The sequence below is a fragment of the Eubacterium multiforme genome (assembly GCF_030813415.1).
Lineage (GTDB): Bacteria > Bacillota > Clostridia > Clostridiales > Clostridiaceae > Clostridium > Clostridium multiforme.
Genome location: NZ_JAUSUF010000006.1, coordinates 106,368 through 126,918 on the forward strand (window position 1 = coordinate 106,368; position 20,551 = coordinate 126,918).

The following is a 20,551-nucleotide window of genomic DNA, read 5'->3' on the forward strand; positions in this document are numbered from 1 at the left end:
ATTAAAACCATAAATTTATTTCTCTTTTAGCACTTTCTTTTGAATCTGATGCATGAACACAATTTTCTGTTAAATTCTTACCATATAAAGCTCTTATTGTACCCTTCTCTGCTTTTTCTGGATTTGTTGCTCCATTTATTTTCCTAATTTTATTAATGGCATCATCCCCTTCTAAAATAAGTGCACAAAGAGGTCCTCTAGTTATATAATTAATTAATTTTTCAAAAAATGGCTTTCCTATATGTTCACTATAATGTTTCATAGCAAACTCTCTATCTATTGTCATCATCTTAAGTGCTATTATTTTAAGTCCATCCTCCTCATACATAGAAAGTATCTTACCTATAACATTTTGTTCTACTCCATCTGGTTTTATTAATACTAAACTCTTTTCCATATATCTTAATTACCTCCATAAATTCCCTTATAATATATATTCTATTATTTTAAACCTATAAATTCAATATTTTTCTTAATTTTCTGACTATTTATGTCTTATAACTTTTATTTTATTTTTCTATGATATAATAAATAATAATTGTAAAAGGAGATGGTCTTTATGAATAGAATGAAAGTAACCTTTACAGGCCGTGTTCAAGGAGTAGGTTTTAGATATTTTGTTCAGCTTAATGCCATAAATTATAATTTAACTGGATGGGTAAAAAACCTTTCTAATGGGGATGTATTATTAGAAGTTCAAGGAAATAATGATACTATAAATAAATTTTTAAATATAATAAAAAAAGGAAATGGATTTTCTAAAGTTATAGATATGTCTATAACTTCTCTTCCTGTAAATTTGAAGGAGAAAAAATTTAAAGTAGTCTATTAAATTAAAAAGCAAAATAATAAACATTTAAAATTCTATATAATTTTTAAAAATTAATTATATAAAATTATTTAGTTTATTATTTTGCCCTTTTATTTTTAATCTATTTCACAAATAAGCTCTTTTATTTCTTCTTTACTTTCCTTATAAAACAATTTATCTGTTTCTTCAAAAATAATTTTTCTAAGTGCTATAATTGCAATTAAATTAGGTATTGCCATAAGTCCATTAACTATATCTGCTCCTATAAAAATAACATCTAAAGATATAAATGCACCTATTCCAACTAATACAATATAAAGTATTTTAAAAGGAATAATAGCATTTTTCCCAATTAAATATTCAACACATTTTTCTCCATAATAATTCCATCCAAGTATTGTTGTAAAAGCAAAAAATACTAATCCTATATTAACAATATATTTTCCAATTAAGGCTATTGGTAATCCAGCTTCAAAAGCTGCTGTTGTTAAGGCTGTTCCTTCTAGAGGAGAATTATACATTCCTGTAAGAACAATTACTATACCTGTCATTGTACAAATTACTATTGTATCAAAAAATGTACCTGTCATAGATATTAATCCTTGTCTTGCAGGTGAATTTGTCTTTGCAGCAGCTGCTGCAATTGGTGCACTTCCAAGTCCTGCTTCATTTGAAAAGACTCCTCTGCTTACTCCTCTTTGTATTACCATAATTATAGATATTCCAGTAGCTCCTCCAAAAGCAGCCTTTGGATTAAAAGCACTTTGAACTATTAATCTTACTGCTTCTGGAACTTTATTAATATTAAATACAATTACCATAACAACTCCAATAATATATAAAAGTGCCATAAATGGTACTATCATTTCTGAAACCTTAGAAATTCTTTGTATACCTCCAAGAGTTACCATAGCTACTAATATAGTAATTACAATAGCAGTTATAATTATTGGAACATTAAAGGCTGTCTTTAAACCTTCTGAAATTGAATTAACCTGTGCAAAGGTTCCAATTCCAAATAAAGCAACTAAAACTCCACATAAAGCAAAAATCTTTGCAAGAAATTTATTTCCCATACCATTTTGTATGTAATACATAGGGCCACCCTTTACTACTCCATTTTCATCAAATTCTCTATATTTTATAGCAAGAACACCTTCTGCATATTTTGTTGCCATTCCAAAAAATGCTGCAATCCACATCCAAAACAATGCTCCTGGTCCTCCAGCTTTAATTGCAGTTGCAACTCCAACTATATTTCCAGTACCAATAGTAGCTGAAAGAGCTGTACATAAAGCGCCAAAACTTGATACATCTCCCTTTGCTCCTTCTTCCTTCTTAAAAATAAAACTTAAAGCTTTAGAAAGTTTTGTAACTTGTAAAAACTTAAGTTTAAAAGTTAAATACACTCCTGTTCCTAAAAGAAGAATAAGAAGTGGCGGACCCCATACAATTGAGTCCATAGTTGTTAAAATTTTTTCCATAAAAAAGTCCTCCTAAATTTTAAAATTCTGGAGGAGATTAAATAAAGCTAAAAAATATATTTAACTTCAAAAAATCCCCTGTCCTTTTACCTGAGAGTTTCAGCATATAAAAATTTATATACCTTGCTCCTTCGGTGTTCAAAATAAAAATTTTGAATCTCTCCAGAGGCTCGTCCAATAGCGGTCCTATAACCTGAAAGATTTTCCCTCTTCGGTGGACTAACTAATAAGTTAATCACTCTCCCACTACCTTCATCCGAACACATATTAAATTTTATTTTATGTTTTTTATTATATAATATAAACTTATTGTAAATCAAGTTTAAAATAATTCCTTATTTACATCATTATTGTTATATAATTATCATTATTGTTAATAGTGCAATATATGTGCTATTATAGTGTTTGTTATAAGACTTCAGAGAAAGGGTGATATTTTGATAAAATTAATCGCTTCAGATATGGATGGTACTTTATTAACTCCTAATGGAGAAGTACCTAAAGAATTTTTTGATATATTTAATAAATTAAAAGAAAAGAATATTGAGTTTATAGTTGCTAGTGGACGTCCTTATAAAACTTTATATAGAGATTTCAAACCAATTTCCGATGAATTATCATACATTTCAGATAATGGAGCTATGGTTGTTGAAAATGGTAAGGTAACAGCTTTAGAGATTATTCCTAAAAATATAATAAAAAAAATTATTAATTCTTGTAATAAAGTAAAAAATATAACAGTTGTTTTTTGTGGAGTTAAAAGTTTCTATCATTTAAACTGTAATAAAAATACTTTAGAAGAAATTAATAAATATTATTTAGATAAAACAATAATAGAATCTTATGATGATATAGATGATGAAATATTTAAAATTTCTATTTGTGATATGGATAATGCGTTAACTAACTCATATCCTATTGTAGAAAAAGATTTAAAAAAATATTGTAAAGTTTCAGTAGCAGGAAGATTCTGGACAGATATAACTAATAAGCATGTTTCTAAAGGATCAGCTATTTCAAAAATACAAAAATTACATTCTATTTCTAAGGAAGAAACTATGGTCTTTGGAGATTACTTTAATGATGTGGACATGCTAAAACAAGCCTATTACAGTTATGTTATGGAGGACGCCCTAGATGAAGTAAAAGCCTATGGAAATTTCATAGCAAAAAGTAACAAAGAAAATGGAGTTCTTCAAGTAATAAAAAGTATACTTTAAAAATTTTTTAATTTAGGTTATCTTTTAGTTTCCTGTTGATTTTAGATAGCCTTAATTTAATATATTAATACACATTTAAGCTATAAGTTTAGAAATTTCAAATTCTAAATTTATAGCTTTTTTTATTAGAATAAATCTAATAATTTATGAGAAGAATATATTTATTAAAAATAATAATTAGGAGAAATTCTCATGAATGATAAATTTGTTAATGAACTTATGAAAAGTGCAACATCTACAGAATCAACTATTATAATAAAAGAATTATTAATAGATAAAAATAAATCTACCCCTATAGTAATTATGTATTCAGAATCAATAGTAAATAAAGACATTATAAATAGAGATATTTTAAATCCTCTTATGTATAATTTTAACGTTCTCTTTCCAGATAATATTGATAAATATGATTTTTTAGTTAAGGTTGCTTTACCTGTAAGCAATTGTTTAGTAGAGGATTCCTTTTCAAATATAGTTAATGCACTGCGTTCTGGTAAAACTATATTAACCTTTTATGGATTAAGAAAGGCAATAATAATTGATACAATTTCTCTACAATATAGAAGTATTTCTACCCCAACTATAACTTCTACAATAGCTTCTTCTAAAGAAGACCTTAATGAATCATTAGAAACTAATATCTCTATATTTAAAAGAAGAATAAAGGATAAAAATTTAATAATAAAAAATATGAATTTAGGACGAAGAAGTAAAACAAATATTAATGTTTTATATCTTAAAGACATTGCAAATCAAAATGTAGTTAACAATGTATTAAAGGATATAGCATCATTAGATGTAGATAATATTCAATCACTTGGAGCTCTTCAACAATATATTGAAGAATTTAATTATTCAATAGCTCCCCAAGGATATATAACAGATTCAGCAGAAAATGCAGTGGATAAACTAAGTGAAGGAAAAGTTATAGTTCTTATGGAAGGTAGTCCTTATGCCCTTTGTCTTCCTGCTTTATTAATTGAGTTTTTCCATAGTCTTGATGATTATAATCAAAGAACTATAGTTGCATCCTTTTCTAGAGCCCTTAGATTTATTGCTATTATAATTGTTTTAACCCTTCCTTCTCTGTATGTTATTTTAACTAAATTTAATCCTGAATTATTAATTGATAAATATGTTCAACCAATAGCTAGTTCAAGGCAAGGAATTCCCCTTTCCCCATTTTTAGAAATATTTACAATGGATTTAGTTGTAGAATTTTTAAGGGAAGGTGGTCTAAGACTTCCTTCAAAAGTTGGTCAGACCTTAAGTATAGTTAGTGGTATTATAATTGGAGATGCTGCAATTCAATCTAAAATAATATCTCCATCAGCTTTATTTATAGTTGGAATAAGTGTTGTATGCACATTTTTAATACCAAATTATCAAATGGCACTATCTATAAGGCTTATTAAATTTCCATTTTTAATACTTTCTAACACCTTTGGCATATTAGGCTTTGTTATAGGATTTTTCTTTTTATTATTATATCTTTTTAATTTAAATGTATATGGAATCGACTATGTATCCTTTTACTCAGATGATATGAAAGATACATTTATTAGAGGCAAACTTTCAAGCCTTATAAAGCGTCCTATTATATCCAAAACAAAGGATAAAATTAGACTAGGTACTAATCATATAAAAAAGTGGAGTGAAAAATATAATGAAAAAAAATCTTCAAATATCAACAAGTGAATTTATATGTATGCTTATAGGTTATTCCATAATTATAACGGAACTTAAATTTCCTGATATAATAAATACTTATGCAGCTCAAAATGGATGGATAACTACAGCTTTATCTGGTATATATCCCATTTTATTTTTTACAATGTATGGATTTGTTTTTAAAGCTTATCCTGACAAAAATATTTTTCAAATAAACCTAGAACTTCTTGGAAAAATTTTAGGAACTTTCTTTAACATATTTTTTATCATATACTTAGTTGCTTATAGTGCTACTCATTTTTCAGGATTTGCTATGATACTTGTAAATACAATCCTTTGGTATTATACAACATACCAAACTCTTATTATTGTTATAATTGTAGCGTCTATAGCTACATTTTTTAGATTCAAAGCTCAATTAAAACTAGGTCAATTTACATTATATGTAATTATTGCTATATGTATTTTATTAGGTTTTTCTTTAACAAAAGGAAATAAATTAAATATAATGCCCATATTATCTATTGCTCCAAAAGAGCTATTTAAAGCTGTATACCATGGTATATATGCATACGCCGGCTTTGAAATAATGGTATTATATTTACCCTATTTAAAAAATAAATCAGATTATAAAAAAATAGCAATAACTACAACTTCTGTATTAATATTAATCCTTACTTGGTTAATATTTATAGCTATATTTTACTTTGGTCCTGATGCATTAAATTTATTTTATTTTCCAATGCTTGATATAATGGCCTCAATTAAAGTACCTCTTATTAATAGTTTTACATTAATTTTTATACTTTGCTGGTCAATACATTCTTTAAAAAATTCTACATTTTCATTTTCAAATATACTTAATATACTACCTCCAAAGAAAAATACTAATTATAAAAAACTTTGGCTAGTAATTCTTATACCATTTTTTTATTTTATATCAAAGTTAATTAGTAATGTAATAAACTTAGTTTATTTTGTTAATTACATTTTCATTCCGATGATGATTTTAGTATTGTTTAATATATTTCTATTATTTATATCTGTAATAAGGAGGAATAAAAATGACATGGAAAACCCTTCGTAGATATATTATATTATCAATTATTATTTTATGTGTTGCTGGAATATCGAAGTTATATAAACACTTTCATTTTTCAAATATTGAAGATATTGATTTTGTTGCTGGCATAGGTTTTGATGTAGATACTTCTATGGATAAAAAAATTTTTTCTATTCCTGTATTAGTATATGACTTTAGTTCCCCAGGCAAAATAACTAGCCATATATTAGAGGCAAAGGGTTCAACTTCAACTGAATCTAGAATAGATAGACAGTTTCACTCTGGTAGAAAGTTTTCCCTTGGCTCTGAAAAAATATATCTTTTTTCAAAAAAACTATCAAAAGATGGTATAAATCCCTCTTTAGATGGTTTATTAAATAATACTCAAACAAATGGATCTGCAATAGTTGTTACAACTTCAAATGATCCTAAAGATGTTTTAGAAATAACAGTTCCAGGATATTCTACAGCACCAGATTATATTGAAGGATTAGTTAATTCCCTGCAATCTTACTCCCATTTTTCTAATGTTCAAACACTATATAATACATATATTGAAAATAGTACAGAAGGTTGTAAATTTATTACTCCAAATATAGATATAATAAATAATAAACTCTATTTAACTTCCATGTCAGTATTTGATAAAGGAAAATTTGTTGCTTCCATTCCTAAAGAACAATTTAGAAGCCTTAATGTTTTAAGAAATAATTTTGGTACAGGTATAGCTACATTTTTAGAGAATGATAATTCATATATATCCTTTAATACAATATCTAAAAGAAAAGTTGAATGTACTAAAAATAAAGATGGAACCTTTAATTTTGATATAAATTTAAAAGTTAGTGGTCAAATACTTAATAATAATAGTTCTAATAGGTTAATAATTTCTCCCTATGAACAAACACAACTGGAAAGTAAAATAAATAACTACTTTAAAAAAAATCTTTCAGAATTTATATCTACAATGAAAACAGATTATAAAATGGATTTGTTGAACTTAGGATATATAGCTGCCACTAAATATGGTCGCCATAAAGTTACTAATTGGGATGAGGAAGTATTAAAATCCTCAATAAATGTTAATGTAGATTTTAATATAAATAAATTTGGAATAGGTAATTTATCTTTATACTAAATATATTTTTTAAATACTTAAATAAGTAATTTAATTTATTATATAAAGTGTAATTTTAAAAACTAATTATAAATAAAAGGCAAAATAATAAAACTAATTATACTTACCTATCAGTTTATTATTTTGCCCCTTTATTAAAATTTAAAATATTACACTTTAATAAATTTTTATTCTATTCTATTTCTTCTTTCTCCTCTATTAAAAGCTCTTATATTTTCTAATAAATCAGTAAATAATCTATTTCTAGCCTCAACACTAGCCCACGCTATATGTGGAGTTAAAATTAATCTATCTTTATTTTTTACTGATAAAAGAGGATTATCTTCTTTTATTGGTTCTACGGAAAATACATCAAGGGCTGCACCTGAAATCTTTTCTTCATCTATTGCTCTAGCTAAATCTTTATCTACAACAATTGGTCCTCTTCCCATATTTATTACAACTGCTTCCTTTTTCATCTTGCATAAATTTTCGTAATTTATTAAATTTTTAGTATTATCATTTAAAGGAGCATGAATTGAAATTATATCTGATTCTCTTAAAAGCTCCTCTAAATCAACTCTTTTATAATCACCATTGTTATTTTTTCCTGAAGTTGAATAATAAACTACATTAACTCCAAAAGCTTCACAAACCTTAGCTACTCCTCTACCTATAGCTCCAAGACCTACTATCCCCCAAGTTTTACCCATTAAATCATGGAAAGGTTTATCTAAATTTGTAAAAATATCTGCCTTTGAATATTCCCCTGATTTAACATAGTTATCATAATAACTTATTTTATCGTATAAATTTAATACTGTAGCAAAGGTATGTTGTACAACTGTATTAGTTGAGTATCCAGCAACATTAGTAACTGCTATACCTCTTTCTTTTGCATATTCAATATCAATATTATTAAAGCCTGTAGCCATTTCGCATATAAGTTCTAAATTTTTTGCATTTTTTAAGTTGTCCTCATTTAATATAACTTTATTAGTAAGAATTATGTTAGCATCCTTTATTCTTTCTATAACCTCATCTTTACTAGTAATGTCATATAATTTTAACTCTCCAAACTCTTTTAATAAATTATAATCAACATCACCTAAAGTTTTTCCATCTAAAACTACAATTTTCTTCATATAAATCTTCCCTTCTATCATATATATCTTATTTTTATTATAAAATTTTTTCTACTTTATTTCTATTATAATAAATATTTTTTCTTCATTTATGATTAAAGAATATTTTTCTATTTATAAGCGTATAATTTAATAACAATACCTCTCTAAAGGTTAGAATTTTTTCTAACAATCTAATGATTTATCATTAAAGCCCAGTACAATAAGCTACATTTTGTACTGGGCTTTTACAAATTAGACTATGTTTTAGGTAAATGTTTATTTTAAAACATAGACATAAATTTTTATTTTATAAAATTAGCTAATAAAAAAAGTAACCATATATGTACTGGATAAAATATGTAAAATAACCATCTTAAATCTCTTCCCTTTTTACCATTGTATATCATGATAAAAGGTATTGAAAATACCATCATCCATTGAGGATAAGCTAATAAAGCTTCAATATTAAATCCTGAAAGGAATAATGCTGAAAAAACAACAATTGCAAGATACATATCACGTCTATTATTAAAACATTTATAAAATATAAATATAAGTGCTGGTCCTATTATTAAAGACTCTGTAAAAATCCCTAAAGAAACAGCCACTAAAACCTTAACAAAGGCTACTTTAAAGTCTTTAGTTCTAAATTGAACCATTCCATTTAACATAATAAATGCTGCAACCATTGAAAGGAATATATTATTTGGTATTATATATACTTTTGAATCAAATCCATAATTTAAAAGTAATTTACCTATTATCATTAAAAATGTAAATATAAGTGCTTTCTTATCTGATATAATTTTTTCTTTAATGGTAATCACTATAAGTGCTACTGATAATATTATAGTCCCTATTACAATTAAATAAGCTAAAGGACTAAAATCTCCATAAGATAAAACCTCTCCCTTTATGCCTTTTAACATTCCAATAGAAATAATAATATTCCCTAAAAACATACCTTCTGCTGCCACTAATAATCTTTTCAAATAATTATTTTTTGAAGATGTTTTAAAATACCCTTCAACTAAAAGATAAAAGAATATGGGCATAACTACTCTACCAACATAATTAAACCAAAATGGTGCTCCAGTAAAAAAAACTGCTATGTTATTAAGTAGCATAAAAATAATCATTAATATTTTAAGCTTAAATCTGTCCATTATTTTCTCCTTATTATTTATTTCACATTTATAAATTATACCTCTTTAACCTTTACATTAAAAGCCTTTTGTAATACTATATCTAGTAGACAATTATAAAGAGGTGAAAATATGCATATTTTATCATACAAAGTAAAATATAATGAAGTAGAGAATATAATTACTAAATTGCAAATAGAAGATATTTTTAATGTATTTTATGAAAATCCATTAGAAATTACAACTGATGAATTTGGTTATGGCTATATTGAAAGGGAAGATGAACCAATAATATTAAAGGTAGCCTATGATGAAGATATAATAAATTTTGATGCTTTTAAAGAAAAAGTTTCAAATATTATTGGTAAAAAAGAAGATTCCGTAGAAGAAATTAATTATGAATATGAAGAATTTTCAATGCCAGCAATACATATTAATGATGAATGGGTTCTAGCTTCACCTGATGAAGAAGTTAGTGATAAGAAAAAGATAAATTTTATATCCCAAGGTGCCTTTGGAACAGGTCTTCACGAAACAACTAAAGATTTATTATCTATAATACTTTCAAAAGATTTTTCAAATAAAAGAGTTTTAGATATTGGAACTGGTTCAGGAATCCTATCTTTAGCTACTGCTATAAAAGGAGCTTTAGAAGTTGTTGCTTTAGATATTAGAGATGTAGAAGATGAAGTGTTACTTAATGCTTCTTTAAATGGAATTGAAACAATTAAAGTTTTAGTTGGAGATGCCCTATCTTCTGAGGTTGAAGTTAATGGAAAGTTTGATTGGGTATATATAAATATAGGTGGAGAAGAAACAGAAATGTTTATGCCATTTATAAAAGAACATATTAAAAAAGATGGATATCTTTTAGTTTCTGGTTTAGTTCAGTGGAGCTTTGACTCTGTAAAAGATATGATAGAATCTAATGGCTTTACTATGCTTGAAAAGTTTAAATCAGCTGAATGGTGTACTGCAATATTTAAATAAAATATTATAAAATAAGGTAATGTATTTATTTTAAATCTTTATAAATGCATTGCCTTATTAAATTTCTACATATATCTTTTTATTCTATAAATTATAATTTTCACATAAGTAAAATTATATCAAAATTTCTTTTAATATGTTAATAAACAGTTATGTATGTATCATTTGCATTAATATACTAATAAAAAACCCCCTTTTTTCTTTTCTCTTTTCTAACTGTTGTGCTATACTAGTAGAAAATATCAATGTTTTTCTCTAACAAGGAGGTCTTTATATGAAAAAAATCTTGATATGTTTTTTTGTTTTATTAGGATTATTCCTAAATATTAGTTTTCCAGCTTTTGCTGATACTAAAGATAATATTCAAAAAAGCAAAGTGCAATTTAATCAAATAAGCGACAAAATCCAGGATTTAGATAATAAAATATCCAGTTTAGATTCACAAATTAACTCACTTAATTCTAGTATTCAAAGCAACAAAGATAAAATGAATTCAATAGAAAAGGAAATCGACACTACAAAATTAAAAATAGAATCTACTGAAAAGCAGGTAAATGAGGGACAAGCTGTCTTAGCTAACAGACTAAGATCTGCATATAAAAGTGGAACCTACTCTTTATCATCTTATATTGCTTTTATATTTGAAGCTAAGGGATTAGGTGAATTTATTGGAAGAATTGAAGCTGTAGGTAAAATTGTAAATGCTGATAATGATATGATTAAAGAACTTAAAAGTAATGCAAACTCATTACAAAATGACATAAAGGATTTAAATGCTAAAAAAGAAGATATCGTTAAGCTAAATGATGAAAATAATAAAAACTTAAAAACTATTGTATCAAAACAAGATGATTTAAAATCATCAAAAGCTAAATTCGATTCTGAAAAAGCACAAATTGAATCTGTTATTATAGAAAATGAGAAAAAGCTTATAGCTTATCCTATTAAAATAATTGATTCATCCTCATCATCAATTAGTAGTTTACAAGAAGCAGTTTCAACATTAAAACAATTATTACCTCAAATTTCAAACTCATCAGTTAAAGACATAGCTAATTCTTATATTTCAAAAGGTAATAATTCAATAAGCAAAAAACAATCTGAAGAAAAAAATAGTTCTAACACAAATAATAATTCTAATTCAAATAATAACCAAGGTAATGTTTCCGGTAAAAAGACTTTCACCATGGAAGCAACAGCCTATGCAGGACATACTATTACTGCAATGGGTACAAAACCTGTTAGAGACCCTAATGGTCTTAGCACAGTTGCTGTAGATAGAAACGTAATTCCTTTAGGTAGTAAAGTTTATGTATCAGGTTATGGATATGCTATAGCTTCTGATACTGGTGGAGATATAGTTGGTAATAGAATAGATTTATTTATGAATTCAGAACAAGAGTGTCTATCATTTGGTAGAAGAAATGTAACAGTAAAAATTATAGCTTATCCTGATGAATGGTAATAAAAAAGAGTAACTTAAAAATTTTTAAGTTGCTCTTTTTCTAATTTATTTAAAAGATTATATGAAGCTTATTTAAAAATATTATCTAACAAGTAATTATTTTAATAACTAACTATTTTATTTTGTACTTAATCTACTATAAACTAATTATAGTTTTTATTCTCTTTAATAAAACTAATAAAATATTCTAAAAACCTTAAATCAGATGTTAATTCTGGATGAAAAGATGTAACTAACATGTTTTTCTCTTTTGCTGCAACAATTTTATCATTTACTTTACATAAAACCTCTACATCTTTTCCTATATCCGTAATATAAGGTGCTCTTATGAATACTAGTTCCATTTTAGTGTTTCCTATACATTCTATTTTTTCTAATGCTTTAAAACTATCTATTTGAGTTCCAAAGGCATTTCTCTTAACTGTAATATCCATAAGCTTTAAATAATTTTTCTCATTATTTTCTATATTTTTTGCTAAAATAATCATTCCAGCACAAGTTCCCCATACAGGCAATCCATTTTTTATTCTTTCCCCTAATGGATTCATTAAACCTGTAATATTTAATAATTTTCCAATAGTTGTACTCTCTCCACCTGGTAATATTATTCCATCAATGTTATCTAAATCCTTTTCAGTTTTAACTAAAATCCCACAATGTCCAAGCTTTTCTATGCAATTTATATGCTCACAAACTCCCCCTTGAAAAGCTAAAACTCCTATTTTCATTTTACCAGCCTCTTTCTGCATACTTTGTTTCTATTTCTTCACAGGAACTTCCTTTCATTGCATCTCCTAAGTTTTCAGAAACCTCAGCAAGTTTTACTGGATCATTATAAAATGTTGTTGCAAGTACTATTGCCCTAGCTCTTTTTTCTGGATTTTCTGATTTAAATATTCCAGAACCAACAAATACTCCCTCACTTCCAAGCTGCATCATTAAAGCTGCATCTGCTGGTGTTGCAATTCCACCTGCTGCAAAATTAACTACTGGTAACTTTCCATTTTCATGAACATATTTAACTAATTCATAAGGTGCATTAAAGTTTTTTGAAATGGTCATTAGTTCTTCTTCATTAGCATTTTTTATTTCTTTAATTTGATCCATCATTGTTCTCATATGAGTTACAGCTTGAACAACATCCCCTGTTCCAGCTTCACCTTTTGTTCTTATCATTGAAGCTCCTTCTCCAATTCTTCTTAATGCCTCTCCAATATTTGTTGCCCCACATACAAAAGGTACTTTAAAATTATCCTTTTTTATATGATATTTATCATCTGCTGGTGTTAATACTTCACTTTCATCAATAAAATCAACATTTAAAGCTTCTAATATTTGAGCCTCTACAAAATGTCCTATTCTAACCTTTGCCATAACTGGTATTGAAACAGCTTCTTGAATTTCCTTAATCATTTTAGGGTCAGACATTCTAGCAACTCCACCTTCTTTTCTAATATCAGAAGGTACTCTCTCTAAAGCCATAACTGCACAAGCTCCAGCTTTTTCTGCTATAATAGCCTCCTCTTTGTTAGTTACGTCCATTATAACTCCACCTTTAAGCATTTGAGCAAGATTTTTATTTACTACGTCTCTTTCCATATTAACATTCCTCCTAAAATTATATTCTTCTTGCTTTATATGGTAATGCTATAAATTTTCTTTTGCAAATGTATGGGTACAATATAAAAATGCTTTTTTGTAGTTTTTTACATTTAATAATTTTTCATTTTTTTTAATAAAAATTTGTGATATAATAATAAAAATTTAATTGAGAGTGTGGAATTATATGAAAATACTTTATTTATTAAACAATTTACTTATTTTATTTGCTATAAGCATATCTGCTTATATTTACACAACATACTATGGATTTTTAGGTTTTGGAAATGTTGAATTTGAAAAATTCTTAATAATTCCTATTTTTACAGTTCCAATATTTATTATTACATTTATTATTAATTTAATAATAAAAATAAAGAAAAACTTATCTAAAAACGAACTTTTTTTCCCAATATATTCACTTTTAGCAATGTTTTTACCCTTATTTTTAGGTGATTGTATAAGTTATTTCTTAAAATTAAAGATTTTACCTCTATTTATGTTTATCGGAAATATACTTGGATTACTACTTCTATTAATTTTCTTTTATAATACCTTTATTAAAATAAAAAATTATTTATAATTAATTGAATAAATATTTAAATATATAATTTAATAGTTATTTTTTAATTACATTAAAATAAGGTAGCCAAATTTATGGCTACCTTATATCCTTTATTATGTATGTAAAAGCTATTCTTAATTTTTATTTTTCTCTTCATTGTTGTCTTTATTTTTATATTTATTTAAGTACACAGAACCAAAACATAAAAAAGCTGAACCTAGACATAAATAAACTACACCCATATATTGGTTTTTATCAAAAAATCTAAGTATAGCCACAATATAAAATATAACTGAACTAAAGAAATATAAAATTGATATTATTTTTATCCCCTTTTCTTTTTTCATTATGCCTCCTATAAATTTTATTTCATTTTCGTATATTGAAAGTATATATCCATTCAGTTTTAACTCTATGCTAGCAATTTCAAAATATATATAATTTTCCAAAATAAGTTGTCCACTATTTTTAATGCCACAGCCCCATATTTTTTATTATTTTATTAGAACTATATCTTAAAATAAATAAAAATATTATTAAAATATAATTAATAGTTCTATCATTAAAGTTCTTAAAAAAATATATAAAAGCAATTAAAATACTAATAATTAAAATTGTTTGTACAACAATTATTATATTTAAATATTTATAATTTAAATCATTTCTTTCTTTTAAAAAAGATATAGTGTCTTCATTTAAAAATAAATACATACTTAAAGAATTAAATTTCTGCTTAAAAAACGTTAACATTCCAATAAAAAAATAAATTATCAGAAAAATTACTATTATTAAAAGAAATATATAAAAAATTAGTTTTGTATTTATCACTATATATTCACCTCATTTTAATAAGTAATATTACTTATTAATTCATTTATCCTTATATTTTAATCATTATATTATATTTTTTGTATAAATTCTACCATTTTTCTGTTACTTCTTATTTTTCATTAAATAAAAATAAGGGATAAATAAGGGGAACTATCTTAGTCTACCTCATTTATCCCTAGTATTCAGCTCATGCGAGACAAGCCATAAGCGGAGTTCTGTATTAAGCAATCATCTATCTAGGCTTACTATTGCTAGCAAGCTCAAGCGACACACCACGAAACGGAGCGGGCTACTCCAAAATGTTTCTATCTCGGTCTTGCTCCAGGTGGGGTTTACATAGCCATAATGTCTCCATTATGCTGGTGAGCTCTTACCTCGCCTTTCCATCCTTACCTAAAAACTTAGGCGGTATATTTCTGTTGCACTTTCCTTCGAGTCGCCTCGACTGGCCGTTAGCCAGCACCCTGCCCTATGGAGCTCCGACTTTCCTCTCCTAGCTCTAAGGCTAGCAGCGATTGCACGTCTTACTCGCAAGACTTATAATATCATATAATTTTTAATTTTACAAATATAAAATTTTCCATTTAGCAAACAAGTACAAATATTATAAGTAATAAAGCCATTATAATTATTCCACTAAAGCCTACCCCTAAAAATAATAATGTTAAAAGCATTACTAACCCAACACAACATTTTGCTGGAGTAAAACTTCTAAGAAAGTTAGCTCTTCTTATAAAACCCCAAGGGGAAGTACCTCTTCCCCTAAAATTTTTAAACCCACTAAAAAAGTTATTTCCACCCACTCCTCTTTTTCCCATAACACCATCCATTAAATATTATTATTATTTAATGTATTCAAAATTTTAAAATTTGTTAATTAAATAAATGTGTATGGATCTTCACTACAAGTTGAAATTATAAATTCAACTTCTTTAAAGTTTTCTTTAAGAGGTTTTATTGATTCCAAAAACACTAACCATTCTGTTTTAAAATGACCTGGATCAATTATAGTAATTCCTAATTCTTTATAATCTGAAGCAAAATGATAGGTTGTATCACCTGTTATTATACAATCTGCTCCTAAATTTACAGCCTTACTTATAAAATCTTGACCACTTCCATTTATTATAGCTAAAGTACTAACCTTATTTTTTCCTATAACAGTTCTTAAACTCTTAACCTTAAGGTTTTCCTTTATTAAAGAAACTAAATCTTTAACATCTATAGCTTCATTAAGTCTTACTATTCTTCCAAGTCCAGCTTCACTAAATCCATTTATTCTTGACTCTTCAATTATTTCATCTGATGTAAAACCTAACATTTTTACAATAGTATCATTTATTCCATTTTTTACAGAATCTAAATTTGTATGACTTGAATAAATTGAAATATCATTTTTTATAAGTTCTATTATTTTATCACCTAATAAATCTCCTTTTATAATTCTATTAGGTTTTCTAAAAATTAAAGGATGATGGGTTATTATCATATCACAATTATTATCTTTAGCTTCGTCTATAACCCTTTTTGTACAATCTAAAGCTAGTAATACCTTCTTTACAGTACTTTCATAATCCCCCACCATAAGACCTACATTATCAAAATCTTCCTTCAAAACCTCTGGTGCAATATTATTCATAACCTTTGTAATATCTTTAACTTTTATACTCATATTTTTCATCTCCAAATTAAATTATTTGCAGTAATTTTCTAAACTAGTTAATATATTTATCTTTTCTTCTAATTCTTTTTTTCTAATTAAAGCACTTTCTGTATCATCTTCTATAAAGCTTAAAATCTTTTCATATTTCTCTTTTTTTGAATTTATATAATCTCCCATTAAATTATGCTTTTCTCTTAATAGCTTAGGGCTTATTTCATAGTAAATAGGATCTAATTCTGTTTCTTCTCCATCTTTAACTCTAACTTTAAATAATTCATAATATTTATCTTCATCTATACATAAATCTTCTGCAATAACCTCATATCCATTTGTATAAAGATACTCTCTTAAAACTTCTGGATTTTGTGCTGGTTGAAGTATCATAAAATTAAAGCTCTTTGCCTTTTCCTTGTCATTTTCTAGTATGTCTCTTATTAAGTTTCCACCCATACCAGCTATGACTAATCCTTCTGCTTCGCCTTCTTCTATAGTTTCTAAACCTCCACCTAATCTTGTATCAATATTTTCATCAACACCTTCAAATATTGAATTTAATTTTGCCTTATCAAGGGGATCTTTATTTATATCTGAAGCAATAGCCTTTTTACATATTTCATTTTTAATAACATATATTGGAATGTATCCATGATCTGTACCTACATCAACTAAAGTATCACATTCTTCAATATAATCTACTATTAAACCTAATCTTTTACTTAATTCCATAACGTCTCTCCTATTTCTTAACTATGATTTTATTATATTTTTAAATATTTATTATATCATTATAATATTCAAAATAAAATAGCACCTCTTTAGGGTGCTATTTTAAGATTAATCTAAATAATCTTTAAGCTTCTTACTTCTTGATGGATGTCTTAATTTTCTTAAAGCTTTTGCTTCTATTTGTCTTATTCTTTCTCTAGTAACATTAAACTCTTTACCAACTTCTTCTAGTGTTCTAGCTCTTCCATCATCTAATCCAAATCTTAATCTTAATACTTTTTCTTCTCTTGGAGTTAATGTATCTAATACATTTATAAGTTGCTCTTTAAGCATTGTAAATGCAGCAGCTTCTGCTGGTGCAAGTGCATCATCATCTGGAATGAAATCTCCTAAATGACTATCTTCCTCTTCTCCAATAGGAGTTTCAAGTGAAACTGGTTCTTGAGCTATCTTTTGAATTTCTCTAACCTTTTCTACTGGTAAATCCATAACCTTTGATATTTCCTCTGGGAATGGATCTCTACCAAGTTCTTGAAGTAGTTGTCTTTGGACTCTTATTAATTTGTTAATAGTTTCTACCATATGAACAGGTATTCTTATAGTTCTTGCTTGGTCTGCAATGGCTCTTGTAATCGCCTGTCTTATCCACCATGTAGCATATGTTGAGAATTTATATCCTTTTCTGTAGTCAAATTTCTCTACAGCTTTAATAAGACCTAAGTTTCCTTCTTGTATAAGATCTAGGAAAAGCATACCTCTTCCAACATATCTTTTTGCAATACTTACAACAAGTCTAAGGTTAGCCTCTGCTAATTTTTTCTTAGCATATTGACTACCTTCCTCAATTTTCTTTGCAAGTTCTATCTCTTCTTCTGATGATAATAAAGGTACCTTACCTATTTCCTTTAAATACATTCTAACAGGATCATCTATAGCAATTCCTTCTGGAACACTTAAATCTATTTTTTCCTCTTCTTCTTCAACTTCTTCATGAGGTTCTCCAGTAACTTCAATTCCCATTGATTCTAGTACTTCATAAATTTTTTCTATTTGTTCTGGAGATAATTCAATATTATCTATCTCATCCATTATTTCTTTGTATGTTAAAGAACCATTTTTCTTTCCTTTTTCAATAAGAGTTTTAACAACATTCATCTTTTGATTTCTGTCCTTTTTTTCCTCTTTAACTTTCACCTTTGTTTTTCCTGCCATTATTTTGTTACCTCCTTCCGTCATGACCAATTAAACCCTCTCTCCCTTTTTAAGTGCATCATTTATTTTGTTAAGTTCTAATGCAATTTTTATGGATTCTTCTATTAATCCTTTTTTAGCTAATTCCTTTTGCTTATTTTTAAGCTCTTCTCTTTTTTTTATAAGTTTGAAGCTTCTGATTTCTTTTATGTAATCCATCATTTGTCTCTCTTCATCTTGAGCTTTTAAAACCTTAAATTCTCTTATCTTTACCCATTCTTTAGAAGAATCTACATCATCACATCCTGCCTCAACATGTAGATTAATATCTTTTAACCCTTTTTCCTTGCCATCTTTAATTAAATCAAAAATTTTTGCATGCGCTTTAGAATTTAAATCATCTGATGAAATATTTGAATTTATATAATTGTAACAATCATCTTCTAGCATTAATTTTATCAATGATTTTTCAGCTTTTATATAACCTGGCTCTACATATAATTTTGTTCCATATTCTTCCTTTTTATTCATTAAATCATCACTTTTCGTATTTCTTGTCATAGCAATTAAGTCATATAATGACTGTTCTTTAATTCCAGTGTCTTCTGATATACTTTTTACATATACATCCTTCTCCACTGGATTTAAGTTTGCTAATATTTCTGTAACTCTGTTACCATACTTTATAAGTGATCCTTGGCTTTTAAAGTTTATTCCTTCTTTAGCTTTATTTAATCTATAAGCTATTAAACTTTCTGCCTTCTTTATTAATTTTAAAAAGGCTTCTCTTCCGTTACTTCTTACAAATTCATCTGGATCTTTTCCTTGTGGAATTTGTAATACTCTAACATCAAATCCAGCTTCCTTTAGTATTTCAAGTCCTCTAAGTGTTGCCGTTTGACCTGCAACATCTGCATCATAAGAAATAATAACCTTATCTGCATATCTTTTAAGAAGTCTTGCTTGATTAACTGTAAGTGCTGTACCTAAAGATGCTACAACATTTGTTATTCCATATTGATGAAGGGAAATTAAATCCATATATCCTTCAACAATTACGAAATATCTCTCTTCCATTTTGTTTTTTATAGCAAAATTTAAACCATATAAATTTGTTCCTTTTTGAAATACCAAAGTTTCTGGTGAATTTAAATATTTTGGTTTTGAGTCATCTAAAACTCTTCCACCAAAACCTATAACATCTCCTTTAATATTAAAGACAGGGAACATTACTCTGTTTCTGAATCTATCATAAACTCTTCCCTTTTGACTCTTTGATACAAGACCTGCTTCAAGCAATATCTTCTCGCTGAATCCTCTTTTTTTAAGATAGTTAATTAAATTTTGCCATCCATCTTTTGCATATCCAAGTCCAAATCTCTTTATGGTTACTTCCTTAATTCCTCTATTTGTAAAATATTCTTTTGATGCTTTATCCCTTTGTAAGTTTGAAAAAAAGTATCTTGCAGCCTCTACATTAACTTTATATAAAAGTTCCTTTTTTTTAACTACTTCACTTTCTTCTCCCTTTCCAAAGTCTAGCGGAATATTTGCTCTTTCCGCCAAAAGCTTACAAGCTTCTATGAAATTTAAGTTCTTTTGCTTCATTACAAATGTAAGTACATTGCCAGCTTCTCCACATCCAAAACACTTATATATTTGTTTATCTTGTGAAACGCTAAAAGAAGGCGATTTTTCGTTATGAAATGGACATAGTCCCATATAATTTCGCCCTGATCTTTTAAGTCTTACTGTTTCTGAAATAACATCGACAATATCATTTTCTTGCTTAATTCTTTCAATAGTTTCCTCTGTAATACGCAAGGAGCTCTCTCCCTCCTCGGCTTTTTATGCAGCCTATATTATATTCGACATTTTTTTTG

General features: G+C 26.8%; 19 protein-coding genes, 1 other RNA gene and 2 riboswitches. Of the genes, 7 read left to right on the top strand and 13 right to left on the bottom strand.

Annotation, left to right across the window (positions count from 1 at the left end):
- Position 1: 1 nt before the first annotated feature.
- Positions 2-397: a nucleoside-diphosphate kinase gene (gene ndk / locus J2S18_RS09955; protein WP_307486460.1), complete on the bottom strand. Its 396-nt coding sequence runs from the start codon at positions 395-397 to the stop codon at positions 2-4.
- A 162-nt stretch (positions 398-559) separates the two neighbouring features.
- Here ndk and J2S18_RS09960 point away from each other — a divergent pair, with 162 nt between their 5' ends.
- The gene (locus J2S18_RS09960) at positions 560-832 is read left to right on the top strand and encodes an acylphosphatase (RefSeq protein ID WP_307486462.1); all 273 of its coding nucleotides are present in this window, start codon (positions 560-562) and stop codon (positions 830-832) included.
- A 95-nt stretch (positions 833-927) separates the two neighbouring features.
- On the opposite strand, the gene J2S18_RS09965 is transcribed toward J2S18_RS09960, so the two are convergent.
- Positions 928-2,295 carry an alanine/glycine:cation symporter family protein gene (locus tag J2S18_RS09965; protein WP_307486465.1) on the bottom strand — a complete coding sequence of 456 codons (1,368 nt, stop codon included), beginning with the start codon at positions 2,293-2,295 and terminating at the stop codon, positions 928-930.
- A gap of 75 nt (positions 2,296-2,370) precedes the next feature.
- Positions 2,371-2,464, bottom strand: a riboswitch (glycine riboswitch).
- Positions 2,465-2,466: 2 nt separating this feature from the next.
- Positions 2,467-2,551: riboswitch (glycine riboswitch) on the bottom strand.
- A gap of 181 nt (positions 2,552-2,732) precedes the next feature.
- On the opposite strand from J2S18_RS09965, the gene J2S18_RS09970 reads away from it, so the two are divergent.
- The 4 genes from J2S18_RS09970 (at position 2,733) to J2S18_RS09985 (ending at position 7,387) form a co-directional block, all read left to right on the top strand.
- The gene (locus J2S18_RS09970) at positions 2,733-3,515 is read left to right on the top strand and encodes a Cof-type HAD-IIB family hydrolase (protein WP_307486468.1); all 783 of its coding nucleotides are present in this window, start codon (positions 2,733-2,735) and stop codon (positions 3,513-3,515) included.
- A gap of 192 nt (positions 3,516-3,707) precedes the next feature.
- On the top strand, positions 3,708-5,213 hold the full coding sequence (locus J2S18_RS09975) for a spore germination protein (protein ID WP_307486470.1): 1,506 nt from the start codon (positions 3,708-3,710) through the stop codon (positions 5,211-5,213).
- Positions 5,182-6,273 carry a GerAB/ArcD/ProY family transporter gene (locus J2S18_RS09980; RefSeq protein WP_307486473.1) on the top strand — a complete coding sequence of 364 codons (1,092 nt, stop codon included), beginning with the start codon at positions 5,182-5,184 and terminating at the stop codon, positions 6,271-6,273. The genes J2S18_RS09975 and J2S18_RS09980 overlap by 32 nt, the downstream gene beginning before the upstream one ends.
- Entirely contained in the window at positions 6,251-7,387 is a 1,137-nt protein-coding gene (locus tag J2S18_RS09985; protein ID WP_307486475.1) for a Ger(x)C family spore germination C-terminal domain-containing protein, read from the top strand. The genes J2S18_RS09980 and J2S18_RS09985 overlap by 23 nt, the downstream gene beginning before the upstream one ends.
- 167 nt (positions 7,388-7,554) lie before the next feature.
- Here J2S18_RS09985 and J2S18_RS09990 read toward each other — a convergent pair whose 3' ends face one another.
- Positions 7,555-8,511: a D-2-hydroxyacid dehydrogenase gene (locus J2S18_RS09990; RefSeq protein ID WP_307486479.1), complete on the bottom strand. Its 957-nt coding sequence runs from the start codon at positions 8,509-8,511 to the stop codon at positions 7,555-7,557.
- 284 nt (positions 8,512-8,795) lie between these two features.
- Positions 8,796-9,659, bottom strand: coding sequence for a TraX family protein (locus J2S18_RS09995; protein WP_307486482.1), 864 nt, complete (start codon positions 9,657-9,659; stop codon positions 8,796-8,798).
- A gap of 111 nt (positions 9,660-9,770) precedes the next feature.
- Here J2S18_RS09995 and J2S18_RS10000 point away from each other — a divergent pair, with 111 nt between their 5' ends.
- Positions 9,771-10,628 carry a 50S ribosomal protein L11 methyltransferase gene (locus J2S18_RS10000; RefSeq protein ID WP_307486485.1) on the top strand — a complete coding sequence of 286 codons (858 nt, stop codon included), beginning with the start codon at positions 9,771-9,773 and terminating at the stop codon, positions 10,626-10,628.
- A gap of 274 nt (positions 10,629-10,902) precedes the next feature.
- Positions 10,903-12,093 (top strand): 3D domain-containing protein, encoded by a 1,191-nt coding sequence (locus J2S18_RS10005; protein WP_307486488.1) that lies wholly within the window; start codon positions 10,903-10,905, stop codon positions 12,091-12,093.
- Between the two features lie 143 nt (positions 12,094-12,236).
- On the opposite strand, the gene pdxT is transcribed toward J2S18_RS10005, so the two are convergent.
- The 9 genes from pdxT to dnaG form a co-directional block, all read right to left on the bottom strand.
- Positions 12,237-12,821, bottom strand: coding sequence for a pyridoxal 5'-phosphate synthase glutaminase subunit PdxT (gene pdxT, locus J2S18_RS10010; protein WP_307486490.1), 585 nt, complete (start codon positions 12,819-12,821; stop codon positions 12,237-12,239).
- Between the two features lies 1 nt (position 12,822).
- A complete protein-coding gene (gene pdxS, locus J2S18_RS10015; protein WP_307486492.1) occupies positions 12,823-13,692 on the bottom strand; it encodes a pyridoxal 5'-phosphate synthase lyase subunit PdxS in 870 nt (289 codons plus the stop codon).
- Between the two features lie 699 nt (positions 13,693-14,391).
- Complete coding sequence (locus tag J2S18_RS10020; protein WP_307486494.1) at positions 14,392-14,604, bottom strand: DUF8582 domain-containing membrane protein; 213 nt, start codon at positions 14,602-14,604, stop codon at positions 14,392-14,394.
- Positions 14,605-15,276: 672 nt separating this feature from the next.
- Positions 15,277-15,619: RNase P RNA component class A (gene rnpB, locus J2S18_RS10025), an RNA gene on the bottom strand.
- 53 nt (positions 15,620-15,672) lie between these two features.
- Positions 15,673-15,906: a hypothetical protein gene (locus J2S18_RS10030; protein ID WP_307486497.1), complete on the bottom strand. Its 234-nt coding sequence runs from the start codon at positions 15,904-15,906 to the stop codon at positions 15,673-15,675.
- A 59-nt stretch (positions 15,907-15,965) separates the two neighbouring features.
- Entirely contained in the window at positions 15,966-16,760 is a 795-nt protein-coding gene (locus tag J2S18_RS10035) for a Nif3-like dinuclear metal center hexameric protein (protein WP_307486498.1), read from the bottom strand.
- Between the two features lie 21 nt (positions 16,761-16,781).
- Positions 16,782-17,477 carry a tRNA (adenine(22)-N(1))-methyltransferase gene (locus J2S18_RS10040; protein ID WP_307486501.1) on the bottom strand — a complete coding sequence of 232 codons (696 nt, stop codon included), beginning with the start codon at positions 17,475-17,477 and terminating at the stop codon, positions 16,782-16,784.
- 108 nt (positions 17,478-17,585) lie between these two features.
- On the bottom strand, positions 17,586-18,713 hold the full coding sequence (gene rpoD / locus J2S18_RS10045) for an RNA polymerase sigma factor RpoD (protein WP_307486613.1): 1,128 nt from the start codon (positions 18,711-18,713) through the stop codon (positions 17,586-17,588).
- Between the two features lie 6 nt (positions 18,714-18,719).
- A complete protein-coding gene (gene dnaG / locus J2S18_RS10050) occupies positions 18,720-20,492 on the bottom strand; it encodes a DNA primase (protein WP_307486503.1) in 1,773 nt (590 codons plus the stop codon).
- Positions 20,493-20,551: the final 59 nt, after the last annotated feature.